Annotated in this window: 15 protein-coding genes; 11 read left to right on the forward strand and 4 right to left on the reverse strand. The window is 53.8% G+C overall.

Features of this window, described 5'->3' with window-relative positions:
* Nucleotides 1–7 precede the first annotated feature (7 nt).
* The 11 genes from pyrC to MWU63_RS05470 all read left to right on the forward strand — a co-directional run bounded on the left by pyrC (nt 8) and on the right by MWU63_RS05470 (nt 10,376).
* Nucleotides 8–1,042 carry a dihydroorotase gene (pyrC, locus tag MWU63_RS05420; RefSeq protein ID WP_213888342.1) on the forward strand — a complete coding sequence of 345 codons (1,035 nt, stop codon included), beginning with the start codon at nt 8–10 and terminating at the stop codon, nt 1,040–1,042.
* Between the two features lie 3 nt (nt 1,043–1,045).
* On the forward strand, nt 1,046–1,726 hold the full coding sequence (locus MWU63_RS05425) for an orotate phosphoribosyltransferase (protein ID WP_213888343.1): 681 nt from the start codon (nt 1,046–1,048) through the stop codon (nt 1,724–1,726).
* A gap of 214 nt (nt 1,727–1,940) precedes the next feature.
* The gene (locus tag MWU63_RS05430) at nt 1,941–3,437 is read left to right on the forward strand and encodes a replicative DNA helicase (RefSeq protein ID WP_213888344.1); all 1,497 of its coding nucleotides are present in this window, start codon (nt 1,941–1,943) and stop codon (nt 3,435–3,437) included.
* Between the two features lie 121 nt (nt 3,438–3,558).
* Nucleotides 3,559–4,506 carry a 2OG-Fe(II) oxygenase family protein gene (locus MWU63_RS05435; RefSeq protein ID WP_247077180.1) on the forward strand — a complete coding sequence of 316 codons (948 nt, stop codon included), beginning with the start codon at nt 3,559–3,561 and terminating at the stop codon, nt 4,504–4,506.
* Between the two features lie 70 nt (nt 4,507–4,576).
* Nucleotides 4,577–5,626 carry an alanine racemase gene (alr, locus tag MWU63_RS05440; protein ID WP_247077181.1) on the forward strand — a complete coding sequence of 350 codons (1,050 nt, stop codon included), beginning with the start codon at nt 4,577–4,579 and terminating at the stop codon, nt 5,624–5,626.
* On the forward strand, nt 5,623–6,408 hold the full coding sequence (locus MWU63_RS05445) for an ABC transporter permease (RefSeq protein ID WP_213888347.1): 786 nt from the start codon (nt 5,623–5,625) through the stop codon (nt 6,406–6,408). The genes alr and MWU63_RS05445 overlap by 4 nt, the downstream gene beginning before the upstream one ends.
* Nucleotides 6,405–7,151 (forward strand): ATP-binding cassette domain-containing protein, encoded by a 747-nt coding sequence (locus tag MWU63_RS05450; protein ID WP_213888348.1) that lies wholly within the window; start codon nt 6,405–6,407, stop codon nt 7,149–7,151. The genes MWU63_RS05445 and MWU63_RS05450 overlap by 4 nt, the downstream gene beginning before the upstream one ends.
* Before the next feature lie 66 nt (nt 7,152–7,217).
* Nucleotides 7,218–7,571 carry a hypothetical protein gene (locus tag MWU63_RS05455; RefSeq protein WP_247077183.1) on the forward strand — a complete coding sequence of 118 codons (354 nt, stop codon included), beginning with the start codon at nt 7,218–7,220 and terminating at the stop codon, nt 7,569–7,571.
* A gap of 420 nt (nt 7,572–7,991) precedes the next feature.
* The gene (locus tag MWU63_RS05460; protein WP_247077254.1) at nt 7,992–8,441 is read left to right on the forward strand and encodes a paraquat-inducible protein A; all 450 of its coding nucleotides are present in this window, start codon (nt 7,992–7,994) and stop codon (nt 8,439–8,441) included.
* Nucleotides 8,434–9,798 (forward strand): DNA repair protein RadA, encoded by a 1,365-nt coding sequence (gene radA, locus MWU63_RS05465; protein WP_213888350.1) that lies wholly within the window; start codon nt 8,434–8,436, stop codon nt 9,796–9,798. Before MWU63_RS05460 ends, radA begins: the two co-directional genes overlap by 8 nt.
* A gap of 20 nt (nt 9,799–9,818) precedes the next feature.
* A complete protein-coding gene (locus MWU63_RS05470; protein WP_213888351.1) occupies nt 9,819–10,376 on the forward strand; it encodes a CvpA family protein in 558 nt (185 codons plus the stop codon).
* Nucleotides 10,377–10,426: 50 nt separating this feature from the next.
* Here the strand turns inward: MWU63_RS05470 and MWU63_RS05475 are convergent, their stop codons facing one another.
* The 4 genes from MWU63_RS05475 to MWU63_RS05490 all read right to left on the reverse strand — a co-directional run bounded on the left by MWU63_RS05475 (nt 10,427) and on the right by MWU63_RS05490 (nt 16,998).
* Nucleotides 10,427–12,568, reverse strand: a complete 2,142-nt coding sequence (locus MWU63_RS05475) for a TRAP transporter fused permease subunit (RefSeq protein ID WP_246531644.1) — start codon at nt 12,566–12,568, stop codon at nt 10,427–10,429.
* A gap of 98 nt (nt 12,569–12,666) precedes the next feature.
* Nucleotides 12,667–13,704: a TAXI family TRAP transporter solute-binding subunit gene (locus tag MWU63_RS05480; RefSeq protein WP_213888352.1), complete on the reverse strand. Its 1,038-nt coding sequence runs from the start codon at nt 13,702–13,704 to the stop codon at nt 12,667–12,669.
* Between the two features lie 166 nt (nt 13,705–13,870).
* Complete coding sequence (locus MWU63_RS05485) at nt 13,871–15,214, reverse strand: sigma-54 dependent transcriptional regulator (protein WP_213888353.1); 1,344 nt, start codon at nt 15,212–15,214, stop codon at nt 13,871–13,873.
* Nucleotides 15,211–16,998 carry a cache domain-containing protein gene (locus MWU63_RS05490; protein WP_247077185.1) on the reverse strand — a complete coding sequence of 596 codons (1,788 nt, stop codon included), beginning with the start codon at nt 16,996–16,998 and terminating at the stop codon, nt 15,211–15,213. Before MWU63_RS05490 ends, MWU63_RS05485 begins: the two co-directional genes overlap by 4 nt.
* Nucleotides 16,999–17,178 lie beyond the last annotated feature (180 nt).

The raw sequence follows: 17,178 nt of genomic DNA on the forward strand, positions 1-17,178 counted from the left end.
GGGCGTGATGACACAGTCCCTTACGCTCCGACGCCCCGATGATTGGCACCTGCATTTGCGCGATGGCGCAATGCTGAGGGCCGTTTTGCCCGAAACCACGCGCCACTTTGGCCGCGCAATCATCATGCCCAATCTTGTGCCACCTGTGGTCACCGGTTCTGATGCCGCGGCTTACAGAGACAGAATTACAGACGCGTTGCCTGCGGACGCTGATTTCACACCGCTAATGACCCTGTATCTGACAGAGCAAACTGATCCCGATGATGTTGCCGCGGCCGCAGAAAGCGGCCTGATCAGCGCGGTAAAGCTATACCCCGCTGGGGCGACGACCAATTCAGCCAGCGGTGTGAAAGATTTCGACAAGGTGCGCGCAGTTCTTGAGAGAATGGCGGAAATTGGCTTGCCGCTTTGCGTTCATGGGGAAGTTACTGACCCGGACATCGACATTTTTGACCGAGAAGCCGTGTTTATCGACCGTGTGTTAGACCCGATCCGCAGGGCAACACCGGGCCTGCGCACCGTGATGGAGCACATCACAACCTCTAACGGTGTCGACTATGCAAAATCACAGGATAATCTGGGCGCAACGATCACAACGCATCATCTGATTATCAACCGTAACCACATCCTCGTTGGTGGTATCAAGCCGCACTACTATTGTTTACCAGTTGCCAAACGGGAAGAACACCGCCTTGCCTTACGCGCTGCTGCAACTTCGGGGGATGCACGGTTCTTCTTAGGGACTGACAGCGCGCCCCACACCGATCCGAACAAGGAAAATAGCTGCGGCTGCGCGGGGTGTTTTACTGCGACAAACACAATGTCTCTTCTTGCCCACGTGTTTGAAGAAGAAGACGCATTGGACAAACTTGAAGGGTTCACATCGCTTAATGGCCCCGCGTTTTATGGCCTGCCCGTCAATGAAACCACACTTACCCTGACCAAGGGTGAAGCGATTGTTATCCCTGAAAAAATCATTTCTGAAGAAGGGCCAGTCACGGTCTTTGATCCCGGCTTTCCCGTAAATTGGCATGTGAGCTAAATTATGATTCCCACCTCTTACCCCGACGCAAAAACAATTGCCCAGCTGACCGCAAAGATGCTGCTTGATATCAAAGCAGTGCATTTCAATGCGGAAGAGCCCTTTACGCTGGCCTCGGGCCTTCCATCGCCCACCTATATAGATTGCCGCAAGCTGATCAGTTTTCCCCGTATTCGCGCGACATTGATGGATTTTCTGACCTGCACCGTAATGCGCGATGCAGGGCTTGAGGCATTTGACAATATCGCCGGGGGCGAAACGGCAGGAATTCCCTTTGCGGCCCTTGTGGCGGAGCGTATGGCACTGCCAATGACCTATGTGCGCAAGAAACCCAAAGGTTACGGTCGCAACGCGCGTATCGAAGGCGTGATGAGCGAAGGGGAACGCGTGCTGCTGGTCGAAGATCTGACAACCGATGGCGGCTCCAAACTCTCCTTTGTCGATGCGATCCGCGAAACTGGCGCAACCTGCGACAGGACCGCTGTGATCTTTTACTACGGCATCTTTCCGGAAACTGAAAAGACACTGTCAGATCACGGTGTTGGACTGTCATACCTCTGCACATGGTGGGACGTACTGGAAGCCGCGCGTGACAGCGGTGCCTTTGACAAGGCAACCCTCGACGAGGTGCAGAAATTCCTGAACGCTCCCCGTGAATGGCAAGAAAAAAAGATGCGTGGATAATATGTGAACAAGATATTCGCGAATCAAAACGCTGTGGCAGATGTTGAGAGTTCTCGCGAAACATATCCAGATGTGGTATATACACAGGATATTCACAGCTTTTCCACAGCGCCCACGGCGGGTTGTTAACAGACATATCCTGATAGGGACTACGGCACTTATGCTGTATGCCCCTCTGAAAAAGGGCAAATAAGCCCAGGGACAGAAGGTAAGAATGAACGAGATTGCACCGATTGGGGCGCAGCAGCAGGATAGCGACCTACAGGACACGATGCCCCACAACATCGAAGCTGAACAACAGCTGCTGGGCGCTATCCTAACCAACAATGAAGTCTATGATCGGGTCGCCTCGATCATCGGCTCAGCCCATTTCTTCGACCCTGTGCATGGCAAGGTATTTGAAACTGCCGAAGCGCGGATTCGCAAAAATGCAATCGCGTCGCCCGTAACGCTCAAGGCGTTTCTGGAAGATGATCCTGGGCTCGCAGAACTCGGTGGTCCCGCATATCTGGTCAAATTGGCTGGTGCATCCATTTCTTCATTTGCAGCGCGTGATTACGCGCAGTTGATCTACGATCTGGCGATCAGGCGTGAACTTATTGCCCTTGGCCGCGATATTTCTGACAAAGCCGCCAGCGTTGACGTTGCAAGCGAGCCAAAAGAACAAATCGTAGAAGCCGAGCAAAAGCTTTATGCACTCGGCGAACAGGGGCAGACCGACAGCGGCTTTCAGTCTTTCCTGAAGGCCGTGACGGACGCGGTAAATGTCGCCAACGCCGCCTATCAGCGTGATGGTGGGCTGGCTGGGATTTCAACGGGTCTGAAAGACCTCGACCAGAAACTGGGCGGACTTCACAAGTCTGACCTGCTCATTCTTGCCGGGCGTCCCTCGATGGGGAAAACATCGCTTGCGACCAACATCGCCTACAACATCGCCAAGGCCTACAAACGCGGCCGTCTGCAGGATGGCTCTGAAGGGGCAGTCAACGGTGGTGTCGTCGGGTTTTATTCGCTTGAGATGTCAGCAGAACAACTTGCCGCGCGTATTCTGTCCGAGGCTGCCGAAGTTCCGAGCGAGCAAATCCGCCGCGGCGACATGACCGAAGCAGAATTTCGCCGTTTTGTAGATGCCGCAAAACAGCTTGAGGCCTGTCCTCTGTTCATCGACGACACAGCAGCCTTGCCCATTTCACAGCTCGCCGCACGTGCGCGCCGCCTGAAACGCACACATGGGCTTGATGTCCTGATGGTTGACTATTTGCAGCTTGTGCGCGGCACAGGAAAGACCGAGAACCGTGTGAACGAGATCAGCGAAATTACCATGGGCCTCAAGGCGATAGCCAAAGAACTTAATATTCCTGTTGTCGCGTTGTCGCAGTTGTCACGTCAGGTTGAAAACCGTGACGACAAGCGCCCGCAACTTTCTGACCTGCGTGAATCGGGCTCGATCGAGCAGGACGCCGATGTTGTGATGTTCGTGTTCCGCGAAGAATACTACAAGGAACGCGAAAAACCGGGTGATCATGAACTTGATAAGATGGCGGCCTGGCAGGACGAAATGGAGCACCTGCACGGCAAAGCAGAAGTCATCATCGGCAAGGCACGTCACGGGCCAATCGGCCATGTTGATCTTGCATTTGAAGGCCAGTTCACCCGCTTCAGCGATCTTGTGAAACCCTGGCAGCAACAGATCAATGGCGACGGTTATTGATATGTCTGCTTTCAATCATCTTCTGGTGCTTGAGCGCCATTCAGAACATCGCAGAAAGCGATTTGAGGGATAGCGAGGCAGATTGCCCAACGTCCTTCAATCTGTCGTGAAAGATACGAAAATGACTGAGTTCACAGAAATCCCCGTTATAGACGTGGGGCCGTTCGCCCGTGGTGAAAACCTTGAAACGCTTGTTGACGAATTTCGGCACGCCTACAGCACAATTGGGTTTGGCTACATCATTGGCCACGGGATTGATCCGGCGCTGATCGATGCGGTGTTTGAGGCCTCTGCTCGGTTCCACGCGCTTCCCCTTTCCGAAAAAATGCGCATAAAACTCAATCGTTTACATCGCGGCTACATTCCGATCAACACGTCAACCGACGTAAACTCCAAGCTGGCCGATGTTAAAAAGCCAAATCAATCGGCCAGTTTCATGATGATGCGGGAGGACGCGGTAGCAGACCCGGATGTTTACCTGTCAGGGCCAAATCTTTGGCCCACGCTACCTGAATTTCGTGAGGCACTTGTTGCCTACTCTGATGCAATGACTTTGCTTGGTTTTCGATTGATAAAGCTCGCCCTCGCCGCGGCGGGCGCAAATCCCGAAGATGCTACTGCAGGCTTTCAGACGCCCACAACGTGGTTGCGTCTGCTGCACTACCCTCCAACACCGCCACAGGCCCCAGATGACCTCTATGGCTCTGCGCCACATACAGATTTCGGATGCCTCACACTGCTTGCGCAGGATGATGTTGGTGGGCTTCAGGTGAAAACGCCGACAGGCAACTGGATTGATGCACCAAAAATCGATGGGGCATTTGTGGTGAACGTCGGCGATATGCTGCACCGGATGTCAAACGGGCGGCTGCTTTCGACCCCACATCGTGTAATCAACCGCTCGGGGCGCGAACGCTATTCCTGCCCTTTCTTCTTTGATCCACATGTCAGCTATGGCGTCGCGCCGCTCCCCGGCACGGGAACGCCAAAGTTTGATTCCATAAATTTCGGCTCGTATCTGCGTAGTGAACTGCAAGCGGGCTATGACACGCATAAGAAAACCCGATAACGTGATCGGCATTGGTGCAAGACGTTGGGTTTTTACTTGACCTCCACGGCCCGCCTGTCAAAACCACGCTATGGGTAGTGCAACACTTTCAATCGATCTTGAAGCCATCATTGCCAACTGGCGTGCGCTTGACGCGGTATCGGCGGGTTCTGTCGAAACTGCAGCGGTCGTCAAGGCGAATGGCTATGGTCTTGGTGCCGGACGCGTCGCAAAGGCGTTGGCCCGGGCCGGGGCGCGCAAGTTTTTTGTAGCCATCGCGGAAGAAGGCGCAAGGGTGCGTCAGGCCTTGGGTCCGGGGCCGGAAATTTGCGTTTTTGCCGGGCATATGCGTGGCGATACGGATATGATCTATGATCTTATGCTGACGCCGATGATCAATTCGCTTGACCAGCTTACCCGCCACCTAGAGGCGCTCCCAACCCACAAGTTCGGCCTTCAGCTGGACAGTGGGATGAGCAGGCTTGGTATGGAACCTGGGGAATGGGCCGCAGTACGTGACATCGTGTCAGAGCAATCACCCTCCCTTATCATGAGCCACCTCGCCTGTGCGGATGAGCCGGATCACGCGATGAACGCGCAACAGCTCGCTGCGTTCTGTCAGATGACAGACAGTTTTGATGCACCCCGTTCTCTGGCAGCGACCGGGGGCATCCTCTTAGGTCAGGACTATCATTTTGACCTGACGCGTCCCGGTGTTGGGCTCTATGGTTGTTTACCCTTTGCAAAGGCAAAACCGGTTGTTGGGCTGAGCCTGCCTGTGATTCAAACCCGCGCTCTGGAGGCCGGTGACACGGTCGGGTATGGCGCAAGCTGGACTGCGAAAAAACCAAGCAGAATAGCAACTGTTTCAGCAGGTTACGCCGACGGATTAATCCGATCTATGGGTAACAAAGCACAGCTGTTTTCCAACGGCACCCCGTGCCGGTTGGTTGGCCGCGTATCGATGGACCTGTTAACCGTTGATATCTCGCATCTTGATGAAACGCCGAAATCACTGGACATCCTGTGCCCAGAACAGGGCGTTGACCAACTCGCCGAATATGCCGATACCATTGGTTATGAAATTCTGACATCTTTGGGCGCACGCTATACACGGCGTTATATTGGAGCAGGTGGATGACGACGCTTTTGTTTCCTGTGGCCGCAGTGGGCCGCACAACATTGATGATACTGGCGACAATTGGCCAGATTGCGATCTATGCAGGGCAAACAATTAGCCACATGTTTCGCCCACCATTTTACTTTAAAGAATTCATTCATGCCGTTATGACAATTGGATATTTCAGTCTTCCGGTTGTAGGCATGACAGCCTTTTTCACTGGCGGCGCACTGGCGTTGCAAATCTATGCTGGCGGTGCTCGTTTCAATGCCGAAGCTGTTGTTCCTTCTATCGTAGCGATTGGCATGGCGCGTGAGCTTGGCCCCGTTATGGGAGGTCTTATGGTTGCGGCCCGCGTTGCATCCTCCATTGCCGCTGAAATCGGCACGATGAAAGTAACCGAACAGATTGACGCTTTGGTCACGCTTTCGACCCACCCGATGAAATATCTGACGGTGCCAAGGGTGCTTGCCGCAACGCTTGCGGTGCCGGTTCTGGTTGCCGTCGGGGACCTGATCGGAATTATGGGTGGTTACGTTGTCGGCGTTACACGGCTTGACTTTAACTCCTCTGCCTATCTTCATAATACTGTTGATTTTTTAGAGTTCATTGACGTCTTCTCTGGCCTAGTAAAAGGCGCTGCCTTCGGGTTCATCGTTGCACTGATGGGCTGCTATTACGGCATGAACTCGGGCCGCGGCGCACAGGGCGTTGGTAAAGCTACGAAATCAGCGGTGGTGGCAGCATCGGTGCTGATCCTTGCGTCCAATTATCTTCTTACAGAATTGTTTTTCTCAGCATGATAGAGCTTCAGAACGTTCATAAGGCCTTTGGCGACAACAAGGTGCTACAAGGCGTCAACCTGACGATCCAGACCGGCGAAAGCATGGTGATCATCGGGGGGTCCGGCACGGGTAAATCCGTGCTGCTGAAAAGCGTTCTTGGGCTGATCAAACCCGACAGCGGTGTCATCAAACTTGACGGCCAAGATGTGGCAACGGCAGAGCGTGACGCCTTTCTTGCCCGCTTTGGCATGTTGTTTCAGGGCGGCGCATTGTTTGACAGCCTGCCTGTCTGGCAAAACGTTGCCTTCCGCCTTCTGCGCGGATCATTGAAGCGCCCGATAGAGGAAGCGCGCGCAATTGCGATTGAAAAGCTACGCCGTGTTGGTTTGAAATCCGCTGTGGCTGATCTGTTCCCGGCGGAACTGTCAGGCGGGATGCAAAAGCGCGTCGGCCTTGCCCGCGCCATTGCAGCAGAGCCCGAGATTATCTTTTTTGATGAGCCCACGACTGGGCTGGACCCGATCATGGCGGGGGTTATAAACGAGCTGATCCGCGAAATCGTTGTGGAAATGGGCGCAACCGCCATGACCATCACCCATGACATGTCGTCTGTCCGCGCCATCGCCGACAAGGTCGCGATGCTGCACGACGGTATTATTCAATGGACCGGTCCTGTGGCGAAGCTGGACGATTCAGGCGACCCTTACCTTGACCAGTTCATCCACGGCCGCGCCGAAGGGCCGATTGAGGCAGTTCGTTAACAAAAAGTTAACGGTATTCTGCGATAACTCGCCAAAAGCGCTACGGCAATTGAGGCGGGGTTAAAAATGAACCCAGACATTTCCTTTTTCATAGTCCTGTCCCCAATTCTGGCTTCTGGCATATACCTAATGGGCAGCGTATTTTTACTGCACAGGGGCCAGTACAACAAAAAACTTATTGTATTTCAGTTCCTTGCATCAATGGTTCTGGCAATCACAATTTTCGTTCCAGCGCTTGTTGGCTCAAATTTCTTTTTACCAGTTATTGCCACTCTAAACATCGCTTACTGGGTCTCGTTCTTTTTAACCGCGGTTACGCCACCAAGACGAAATCTGATCAGCACGCGAATAGCTTTCTTTGTCGTAACAAACTGTACGTTGGCCACGTTTTTGGTGACCTACATTTGGGTCCTGCAATGATCGAAGATGATCGAAGAGTTTTTGGTCAAATTTTTCAAAATTATTTTTCATGTCTACATAGCAAAATCTTTGGAATACTTATGGACGGTGTTCTACGAAAGAAACGGTGCAGTATCCGAGAAAGAAGCTGTTTTAGGATTCCGTATATCTATATTCTTAAGCAGCTTTTACCTGATGGCCCGTGTATTTGAACGCTTCAATGAAACAGAACAAAGCTTTTTTTAAAGTACAGGCTCAGACGATGCCTTCGTTTTTGTCTTTGTAATTTTTACATTTCAATGCGCGGTTTTCTTTTTGGGAGAGCGAAAACGCGGTAATATATTGGTTGCGTATTCCGCCCCTGTTTTTTACCTTCTACTTCTCATCACGAGTATCGTTGATGCTGTGTTTTAATTGGCGATTGATCAAATGAGCTCTCAAATCCTCCGCCTCGCCAACCTCACCCTTCTCATCCTCTTCCCCATCGCTTGGTTTGCGCCGCTGTTGCGGGCGGGCCTGCTCCCGCTTTTCGGGCTCTCTGAAATCTCTGTCATTTCGGGCCTGCAGAGCCTTTGGGAAAGCGATGTGGCGCTGGCGCTGCTGGTTACCTTCCTCGCGGGCTTTGCGCCTTACCTGAAAACCATCGGCCTTGCGCTTATCCATTTCGGGCTGCTGCGGCGCAAAGTGCTGCCTGTGCTGCATATTCTGGGCAAACTTGCCATGGCCGATGTATTTCTCATCGCGCTTTACATTGTCATCGTCAAAGGTGTGGGTCTCGCGACCGTTGAAACCGCCTGGGGGCTTTATTTGTTCACCGGCTGTATTCTGGTCTCAAACCTGATTAGCTATTTGACGGAAAAGCGCGCGCGGTCCACAAAGCGGCATGGCTAAAGCAAATCAATTTTCATGTAATGCATGCGGGGCGTCGCACCAGAAATGGTCAGGGCGCTGTGATGCCTGTGGCGAATGGAACTCTATTGTCGAGGATGTTCCGCTTTCAACCGGCCCAGCGTCAAAGGCGCTTGGTGCTGCACGGGGCCGTTCCATTCCGCTGTCAGACCTTGCAACGGAAGAGGCGCCACCACCCCGCACACAGTCAGGCATGGCAGAACTTGACCGGGTTTTGGGCGGTGGGCTGGTGCCCGCATCTGCCATTCTGGTGGGGGGGGACCCCGGCATCGGTAAATCAACGCTATTGCTGCAAGCTGCCGCCAGTTTTGCCCGCGTTGGGCTGAAATCCGTTTACATCTCGGGCGAGGAAGCCTCGGCACAGGTGCGGATGCGCGCCCAAAGGCTCGGCCTGACGGATGCACCAGTCAAACTTGGCACCGAAACCAACCTGCGCGATATTCTGACGACGCTCGAAAACGAAAAGCCCGATATCGCGATCATCGACTCGATCCAGACCATGTGGGCTGACAATGTGGGCTCTTCTCCGGGGTCTGTCAGTCAGGTGCGGGCTGCGGCGCATGAGCTCACAAGTTTTGCCAAGCGCAAGGGGCTTGCGGTGGTTCTTGTCGGCCATGTCACCAAAGACGGCCAGATCGCAGGGCCTCGGGTGATCGAACATATGGTCGACACGGTTCTTTATTTTGAAGGCGAACGCGGCCATCAGTTCCGCATTTTGCGTGCGGTCAAAAACCGTTTTGGCCCGGCAGATGAGATTGGCGTGTTTGAGATGACAGGCGCAGGCCTGCGCGAGGTCACCAACCCCTCTGCCCTGTTTCTGAGTGAACGAGACAAACCTGCGCCAGGTTCCGTCGTATTCGCCGGAATCGAGGGCACCCGCCCCGTTCTTTGCGAGTTGCAGGCGCTTGTCGCCCCCTCGCCCCATTCACAGCCAAGACGCACCGTTGTGGGCTGGGACAGTGGGCGTCTGGCCATGATCTTGGCAGTGCTGGAGGCCCGCTGTGGCATCCCTTTTGCGGGGCTTGATGTCTACCTGAATGTGGCTGGCGGCATGAAAATCACCGAACCCGCCGCAGATCTAGCTGTGGCAGCCGCGCTACTTTCTGCACGCGAAGACGCTGCTTTGCCTTCTGACACTGTGGTTTTTGGCGAGATTAGCTTATCAGGGGCACTAAGGCCGGTTGGACAGACCGAAAACAGGCTAAAGGAAGCAAAGAAGCTTGGGTTTACAGGGGCAATCGCCCCTGCACGCAGCAAGACTGGGACGCAGTCAGGGTTTAAGGTACAGAAAATGTCCGACCTGACGGCGTTTGTTGGGGACATATTCGGGGCTGGTTAGCCCCGCGAAGGAGCGAGAGCATGGAAGGCTTTACAATAATCGACGGCGTTGTCGCCATCGTCATCATCATATCGGCTCTTCTGGCCTATTCGCGCGGGTTCGTGCGCGAGGCACTGTCGATCGGTGGCTGGATCGCGGCCGCAATTCTGGCATATCTGTTTGCCGACCAGATCCGCCCGCTTGTAAATCAGATTCCAGTCTTGGGCGAATTCGTCGCAGATCAATGCGAACTGTCGCTGCTTGCGTCTTTTGCGGTGGTTATGGTGATTGGTCTGATCGTTATGTCGATTTTTACACCCTTGTTTTCCGGCATTGTGCAACGGTCATTTCTGGGTGGGTTCGATCAGGGAATTGGGTTCCTGTTCGGAGTCGCGCGTGGCGTATTGCTGGTGGTTGTGGGCCTCGTGGCCTATGATTTCGCGGTCACAGACCAATCTTTCCCGATGGTAGATGAAAGCCGGACGGCAAAGGTTTTTGCGCAGTTGCAAACTCAGGTTGGCGATCAAGTCCCTGAGGATGTTCCTGGCTGGCTGAAAGCCCGCTTCGAAGACTTCGTTGGCGATTGCGGTCTGGAATAGAAACGCCGCCGAAAATAACTTTACCGTTCGCTTAGTCAAATGTTGCGCACCTATGCGCTTGCCGTGCTCTTTAGCCGGTTTGGCTGGGCATAAATATTGATCAGCAAGCAGGCAATGACGCCAGCCGCGCCAGCCATGTTCAGCATTAATGAGCCAGGCCAGAGGCTAGCCACCCCGGCAACTGCAACAATCACGCGCAGGACGATGCCAATTTTATTCTCCAGACATCCCTGCAAAGCGCCGGCCAGCCCGTAAATCCCCACAACCGAGAAACCAAAAACCGTAACCATCGCCCCCCAGTCACCCGACAACAATGGTGTATAGGCAAAGAGCAGCGGTACGATATAAAGCCCTTTGGCAAGCTTCCAGCTTGTCACCGCCGTTCCCATTGCAGGAGCTTTGGCTATGGCAGAGGCCGTGATAGCCGCAAGCGCGACCGGCGGCGTTACATTGCTATCCTGGCTCAACCAGAAAATGATCATATGGGCTGACAACACAGCGGCAACTGCCAGTTCTGGCGCAACCACCATGTCCCGAAGTGGGCCGGCTATCTCAAGCGGTAAACTGCGGATCAGCTCTGACGCATCCGCCCTGCTGATGACATCCTGCACAAGCAGTTCCATCGATTCAGGTGCACCCAGCATCAAAACGGCCTTGGCACTATCAGACAAGACCCCGGCAACGACAGCATCAATCACAACCCGATCTGCAATCATGCCGGCCAACGCCGGAGCAGACAGCGTTGCAAGGACAATGTAGGCCGCCGTTACTGGCAACCCCATGCCCAGAACAAGGCTCGCCAGCGCAATCAGTACAATCGCAATCAGGATGTTGCCCCCGGCCCAGCCAGATATCATCAGGCTGAAGGTGTTCCCAACCCCTGCTGTAGCGATAACATTGACCACCAGGCCAACTGAACACAGCAGAACCGCCGTCATGATCATGCCTTTTGAACCGGCGATCAAAGCCGCAATTACAGCGCGCGGCCCCATTGGGTTTTGCGTGAGCCAGCTTGAGGCGATGACCGCAACTATCCCGACAACCGCCGCATAAGATGGTGTGAACCCCGAAACCAGCATACTGATCAAAATTGCGATTGGGATCACAAAACTCGCGCCGGATTTGCGAAATGCAGACCCCAGCGTCACGCCATCAGAAGGCATAGGTTTAAGATTATTTCGCCGCGCCTCGATCCGGACAAAGAACGCCACACTCAGAAAGTAAAGTAATGCAGGCAAGGCCGCGACCGCCACGATCCGCTCGTATGGGATCTGCGTAAAGCTTGCCATCACAAAGGCCCCTGCCCCCATGATCGGCGGCATCAGTTGCCCCCCGGTCGAACTTGCAGCCTCAACACCACCCGCGAATTTTGGTTCAAACCCGGCCTTTTTCATCAGCGGAATGGTGATAACCCCGGTCGACGCCGTGTTCGCAACAGCGGATCCGCTGATCGTACCTGTTAGACCAGAGGCAATAACGGCAACAATACCCGGCCCGCCAACCATGCGGCCCGCAACTGCGCGCGCCAGATCAATCACGAAGTTGCCTGCACCGGATTGCAGCAGGAACGCCCCGAAGATGATAAAAAGAAAAACGTAGGTCGATGAAATGCGGGCAATTGTGCCAAACATCGCATCGTCCCCATAGATCGACCGGAAAACAACGGTTTCCCAGCTAAGACCAGCAAAAGAGAAGACGCCGCCAACATACTGCCCCCAAAAGCCGACATATGTAATGGCAAGGACAATAAGTGTCGGAATAATCAACCCCGTGACGCGGCGTGTTAGCTCAATTGCACCGGCAATACAAAGGCCAGCTGCAATCCAGTCAAGTGGTGCAAGCGTTACCCCGCGCGCGTAAATCGCGTCTTCGGCTTGGGTAAGATAGATAGCGGAAACCGCAATCGCAATTCCGAAGAGAACATCAAAAATATAAACAATTCGGTTAAGCTTCGCCCCGCCGCGCATCATCGGGTAGGACACGGCAGCAAGAAAGGCAAAGCCTGCAAAATGAAAGGCATTTCGTTCAAATTCTGAAATCTTGGGAAAGATCGCAACATAAAGGTGTACAATTGCGATGATCAGCGAAACAGCGGCAATGATCCCAACCATTGGGCCGGTAAGATGCCGCAGTTTTGAGCCGGTATCTTCATCCTCACTCTCGTGATTTGGTGCTGCATGTGTATCTGACATGTCTTTCCCCATTCTTTGGCAAGGATGCTTTTATCTTTGGGTATACGTGTTCAGCGCGCCGAAATATCCGGCGCGCTGTGTTTTTTATCAGGGTCTGATTAGTTTGCGATCAGACGTTCAGGAACATCGACGCCGACTTCCTGATAGTAACGCAATGCGCCAGGGTGCAGCGGCAGTGGCAGGCCGGCAATTGCGGCTTCGATTGCCATGGCTTTGGTTGCCGGGTGAATAGCCTGCAGGAAGGGCAGGTTTTCATAGATCGCCTTGGTGATCATGTAGACATTTTCTTCCGAAATATTTGCATGTGTCGCCAAAAAATTTGGTTGCGCGATCGTGTTGATGTCTTCTTCCTGACCAGGATAGGTGCCTGCCGGAATTGTGAATGGTGTCCAGAGTTCACGGCCACCATCAGCCATTGCGATTTGCTCTGGTGTAAAATTCAGCATTTTCACGCCGTCACCCGCAGCAGCAAACAACTGACTTATCGCGCCTGTCGGCACACCTGCAGGCGTACCGATACCCTTGACCTGACCGTTTTGCAGCGCCTCAGCTGATGGGCCGTAGCCCCCTTCGACCAGTTCAAAATCGTTTTCAACGTCTAGACCAATACCAGCAAGCAACGCGGTGTTTGACCCGATTGTACCGGAGTTCCGCTTGCCCAACGCCATTGCTTCGCCCTTAAGCGCCAGCAAATCCTCAAAGGTTCCGGTTGTTGCGACATCTGCAGACACAACAAACTGTTCGACGTTCTGCCAAAGCATTGTCACAGAACGCAAATCTGTTTGTGGGCCAACCTCGGCCAGCGGCCCTGTTCCGGTCGCGGCAAAGTGGCCGTAAAGCCCTTGCATAATTCCGAACTGCGCCTCGCCCGTGCCAAGCAGGCGCACGTTTTCACCAGAACCGGCAGAGCTGATTGCGGACATGCCAATTTTGGAACCCGGCTGAAGCTTGACTTTCACCAAGGTCGCGAGCGCAACACCCACCGGGTAATAGGTACCCCCGGTCGACGCCGTTGCCAGCACGTAGTTCGCTTCTTCGGCTTGTGCGGCTGTACCGCCAAACCCTGAGCTGATTGCAATTGCGGCAGCGGCACAGACAGTTGTTGCCTTAGCTGCCAGAGCAGAGAATGTGTTCATGGTTTCCTCCCGTTACACATATATGGCACGATACCTCTGGGTGCTCTTGTGAAGGAAGACCCACGGGCAAACGCGCAAACTATACCTTTTCGTACCGCTAAAACCCAAATTTTCCTATGAAGATATCCGCGCGGCACCAGATAAAGGGCTGCGGATTCACGCAGACCTACAGGTAATCGGATTTGTTGAGGCCCAGCTTTGCTATCTTTTCATTAAGGGTGCGTCGACCAATTCCCAACGCCTCGGCAACAGACTCCATCCGCCCCTGATGCGTCTGGATCGCCTTTCCAATCAACATTCTTTCAAAAGCGGCGACAGCTTCACGCAATGTGTCGGGAACATCGCCGTAGTCCTCATCAGTGCTGATCGCTTCTGCGACCGAACCGCGCCCCCGGCGCGCTGCTAGAATGCGGCGTTCTGCAACATGGCGCAGTTCACGCACATTCCCAGGCCAGTCATGAGACAACAGCGCTGTTAAATCCTCAGCCGTTGTTTCTGGCGCGATGACCTCGTAAAGCGCAGCATAATCTTGCAGAAAATGCATATAGAGCAATGAGATGTCATTTCGCCTGTCCCGCAAAGCCGGCAAATTAAACACCACATTGTTGAGCCGAAAGAACAGATCTTCGCGAAACTCTTTTTCTTTCACCGCTGCATCAAGCCGTACGTTTGAGGCAGAAATCAATCTGACATCGACCTGAACAGGTTGCTCGGCCCCACGCGGTACAAACTCCCGCGTTTCAATTGCGCGAAGAAGAGCCGCCTGAACATCAAGCGGGCTGGCCCCGATTTCATCAAGAAACAGGGTGCCTCCATCGGCGCGCAAAAAAGCACCCTTTGCCCCATCAGCAGTGCCAAACAGAATTTCCTCAAACGTGTTGGGGCCAATAGCCGCGCAATTCAGCGCAAAGAATGGCCCGGCGGACCTGTCGCTGAGGTCATGCAGCGCCCGCGCGACCAGCTCTTTTCCTGTGCCGGTTTCACCCAGTATTAGAACGGTCGCGTCCGTCTGGCTAAGATCAAGCACATCTTCGCGCAGGTCTCGCAGCATCTGCGTTTCCCCCAGCAAGACCCGGTCCAGCCCGGAAAGCCGGGACAGGCGCGCCTTAAGCCGGTCCGCGTCCTGGCTAAGCGCGTATTTGTCTGCTGCGTTCTTGAGCGCGATCAGCAGCCTGCGCGGATCAAACGGTTTTTCGATGAAACTATATGCGCCATTCTGCATCGCCTCGACCGCCATCGCGATATCACCATGTGCCGAGATCAGGATGACAGGCGGCCCAACCTGCGCCGTCAGTTGAGACAAAAGCTTCAGCCCGTCCACATTTGGCATTCTGACATCGGACAAAACAACATGCGGTTCGAACGTATTGACCTTGCGCAAAACTCCTGTGCCATCTGAAAGCGTTTCCACCTTGAAACCCGCGCTGCTTAGCAAGTGAGATAGCGATTCACGCATCTCTTTGTCGTCATCAACGACCAGAACACGGTATTTTACGTTGGCCGGTTTCATGAATCTTCCCGCTCATGCGCAAGGGGAAGCTCGACAATGAACTCCACTCCAACCCTGGTGCCGCTCTCGACACCGGAAAAATCCACAACGCTAAGTGTGCCTTTATGTTCGTTCACGATTGCTGTCGAAATCGCTAGGCCAAGCCCCATCCCCTCGCCCGAAGGTTTGGTTGTGTGAAACGGTTCCTGCAGTGTTTCGATGGACCGCCCACCAAGGCCAATGCCTGTATCAAGCACTTTCAGTGTCGCTGTTGTTTCGCTTTTGCTGACTTCAACGACAAGTTTGCGCACATCGCTTGTTTCCATCGCCGAGACGGCATTCCGAATAAGGTTGACCAAAACCTGTTCAAGCTGTTGCCGGTTGCCCATGATTACGACGGGCTTGTGTGGTTTTGAGAATTCAAACTCAATCCCCTGATGTTTAAGATCATGGCGCACCAGTTCGAGTGCGCCATCAAGCACGCGGCGCAGATCAAACTCTTCTACATTTTCTTCGCCCGGACCAGCAAAAAACCGCAGTTGCTTTGTAATGTTCTCCATGCGTGAAACGATGCCGGTCAGACGCTTTGCAAGCCGCGCTGCTCCCGCGTCCGACTCAAACTCTGACGCTGTCAGATAATTCCGCATGGCGGATATGGGCTGGCCCAACTCATGTGTTACCGACGCCGCAAGCTGACCAAGCGCAGCCAGTTTACCAGCCCGGGCAAGTTCGGAACGCGCGCGTTCAAGCCGTGCTTCGGTTGCCCGACGCTCAGCAATTTCCTCTTCCAGCTTGGTATTGACGGTCACGAGATTTCGACGGGCAAGCTGGGACGCCAGCAAAGCAACCTTCAGTCGACGAGACCTGAGATACCCGACGAGCGCCAGAAGCACGAAAGCAACGATGGTTACAAACACCACAACGAGTAAGGCGCGTTCACGCACCCGGCTTTCATCTGCCAGAAAATGCAACGTCCATCCCAACCGCGGAATTGCCGTAACAACATGCAAAAAGGCGGTGCCATCAATATCGACAATCCCGTTGTCGCGATTTACCCAGTCAAGCGGTGCCAGAGGCTCTGAACCGAACTGGCGCTCGGCGGCAATGGCGTTGCGGCGCACGTCTGTAAGAGCCCCCAGTGTTTGGTAGCGCCAGCTATTGTCGGACGATAGAACAATCACGCCATCGCTGTTCGCCACAAAGACCGCCTCGCCACCCGCGCGCCACGCTTCGGTCAGGGGTGTGAGGTCCAGTTTGAGCGCAAGAACACCCACCGGATTTCCGTTTTCGTCACGAACCGCTTCGGCTATAAAATACCCGGGCTGTGATGTTGTTGCGCCGATTGCAAAGAATTCACCGCGCCTTTCATCCATCGCATCCTGAAAATAGGGGCGAAAGTTATAGTTTTGACCCAGAAAGGTTTGTTCGGAGGCGTAATTAGACGCCGCGATTGTTAACCCTTCTGTATTCATCAGGTAAATTGCATCAAGACGCGAGCGAAAGGCAAAATCTTCAAGCCGTGAATTAACAACATCAATTTCAAAGCCATTCAGGCCGCGTCGTAAAAGCGGGTCCTGCGCAAGAATAAAGGGAAGATGTTGGTACCGCTCCAACGCCTCAACAAGCGTACTTTGGTAAAGAACAATGCGGTTTTCGGCGCGCTGCACTTCCACATCTTTAAAATAGACGTAACAAACGTAAAACAGCCCGATTACGAAGCCGAGCATCAGCGCCATAGCCCCGACCACCTTTTTCAGGGTAAACCCCTGCTTAGATTGGCGCGCCTGAGGCCGCTTCGTTTTCATTGCCGTTTTGTCCGTCATTAAGGTGTTGTTGGTCGGTTTGAGGGGCATGTCAACCGAAGTGAACAGTGCTTTTATCGCAGCAACATCAGAGATTCTGCAAAAGCGGCGGATTCCTTACATCTTATTTGTGATCCTTTGATGACAGCGTTGACTTAAGCCACTAAGAGAGGGGCAACTCAC

Source organism: Pseudohalocynthiibacter sp. F2068 (genome assembly GCF_023015645.1).
In the GTDB taxonomy this organism is placed as follows: Bacteria; Pseudomonadota; Alphaproteobacteria; order Rhodobacterales; family Rhodobacteraceae; genus Pseudohalocynthiibacter; species Pseudohalocynthiibacter aestuariivivens.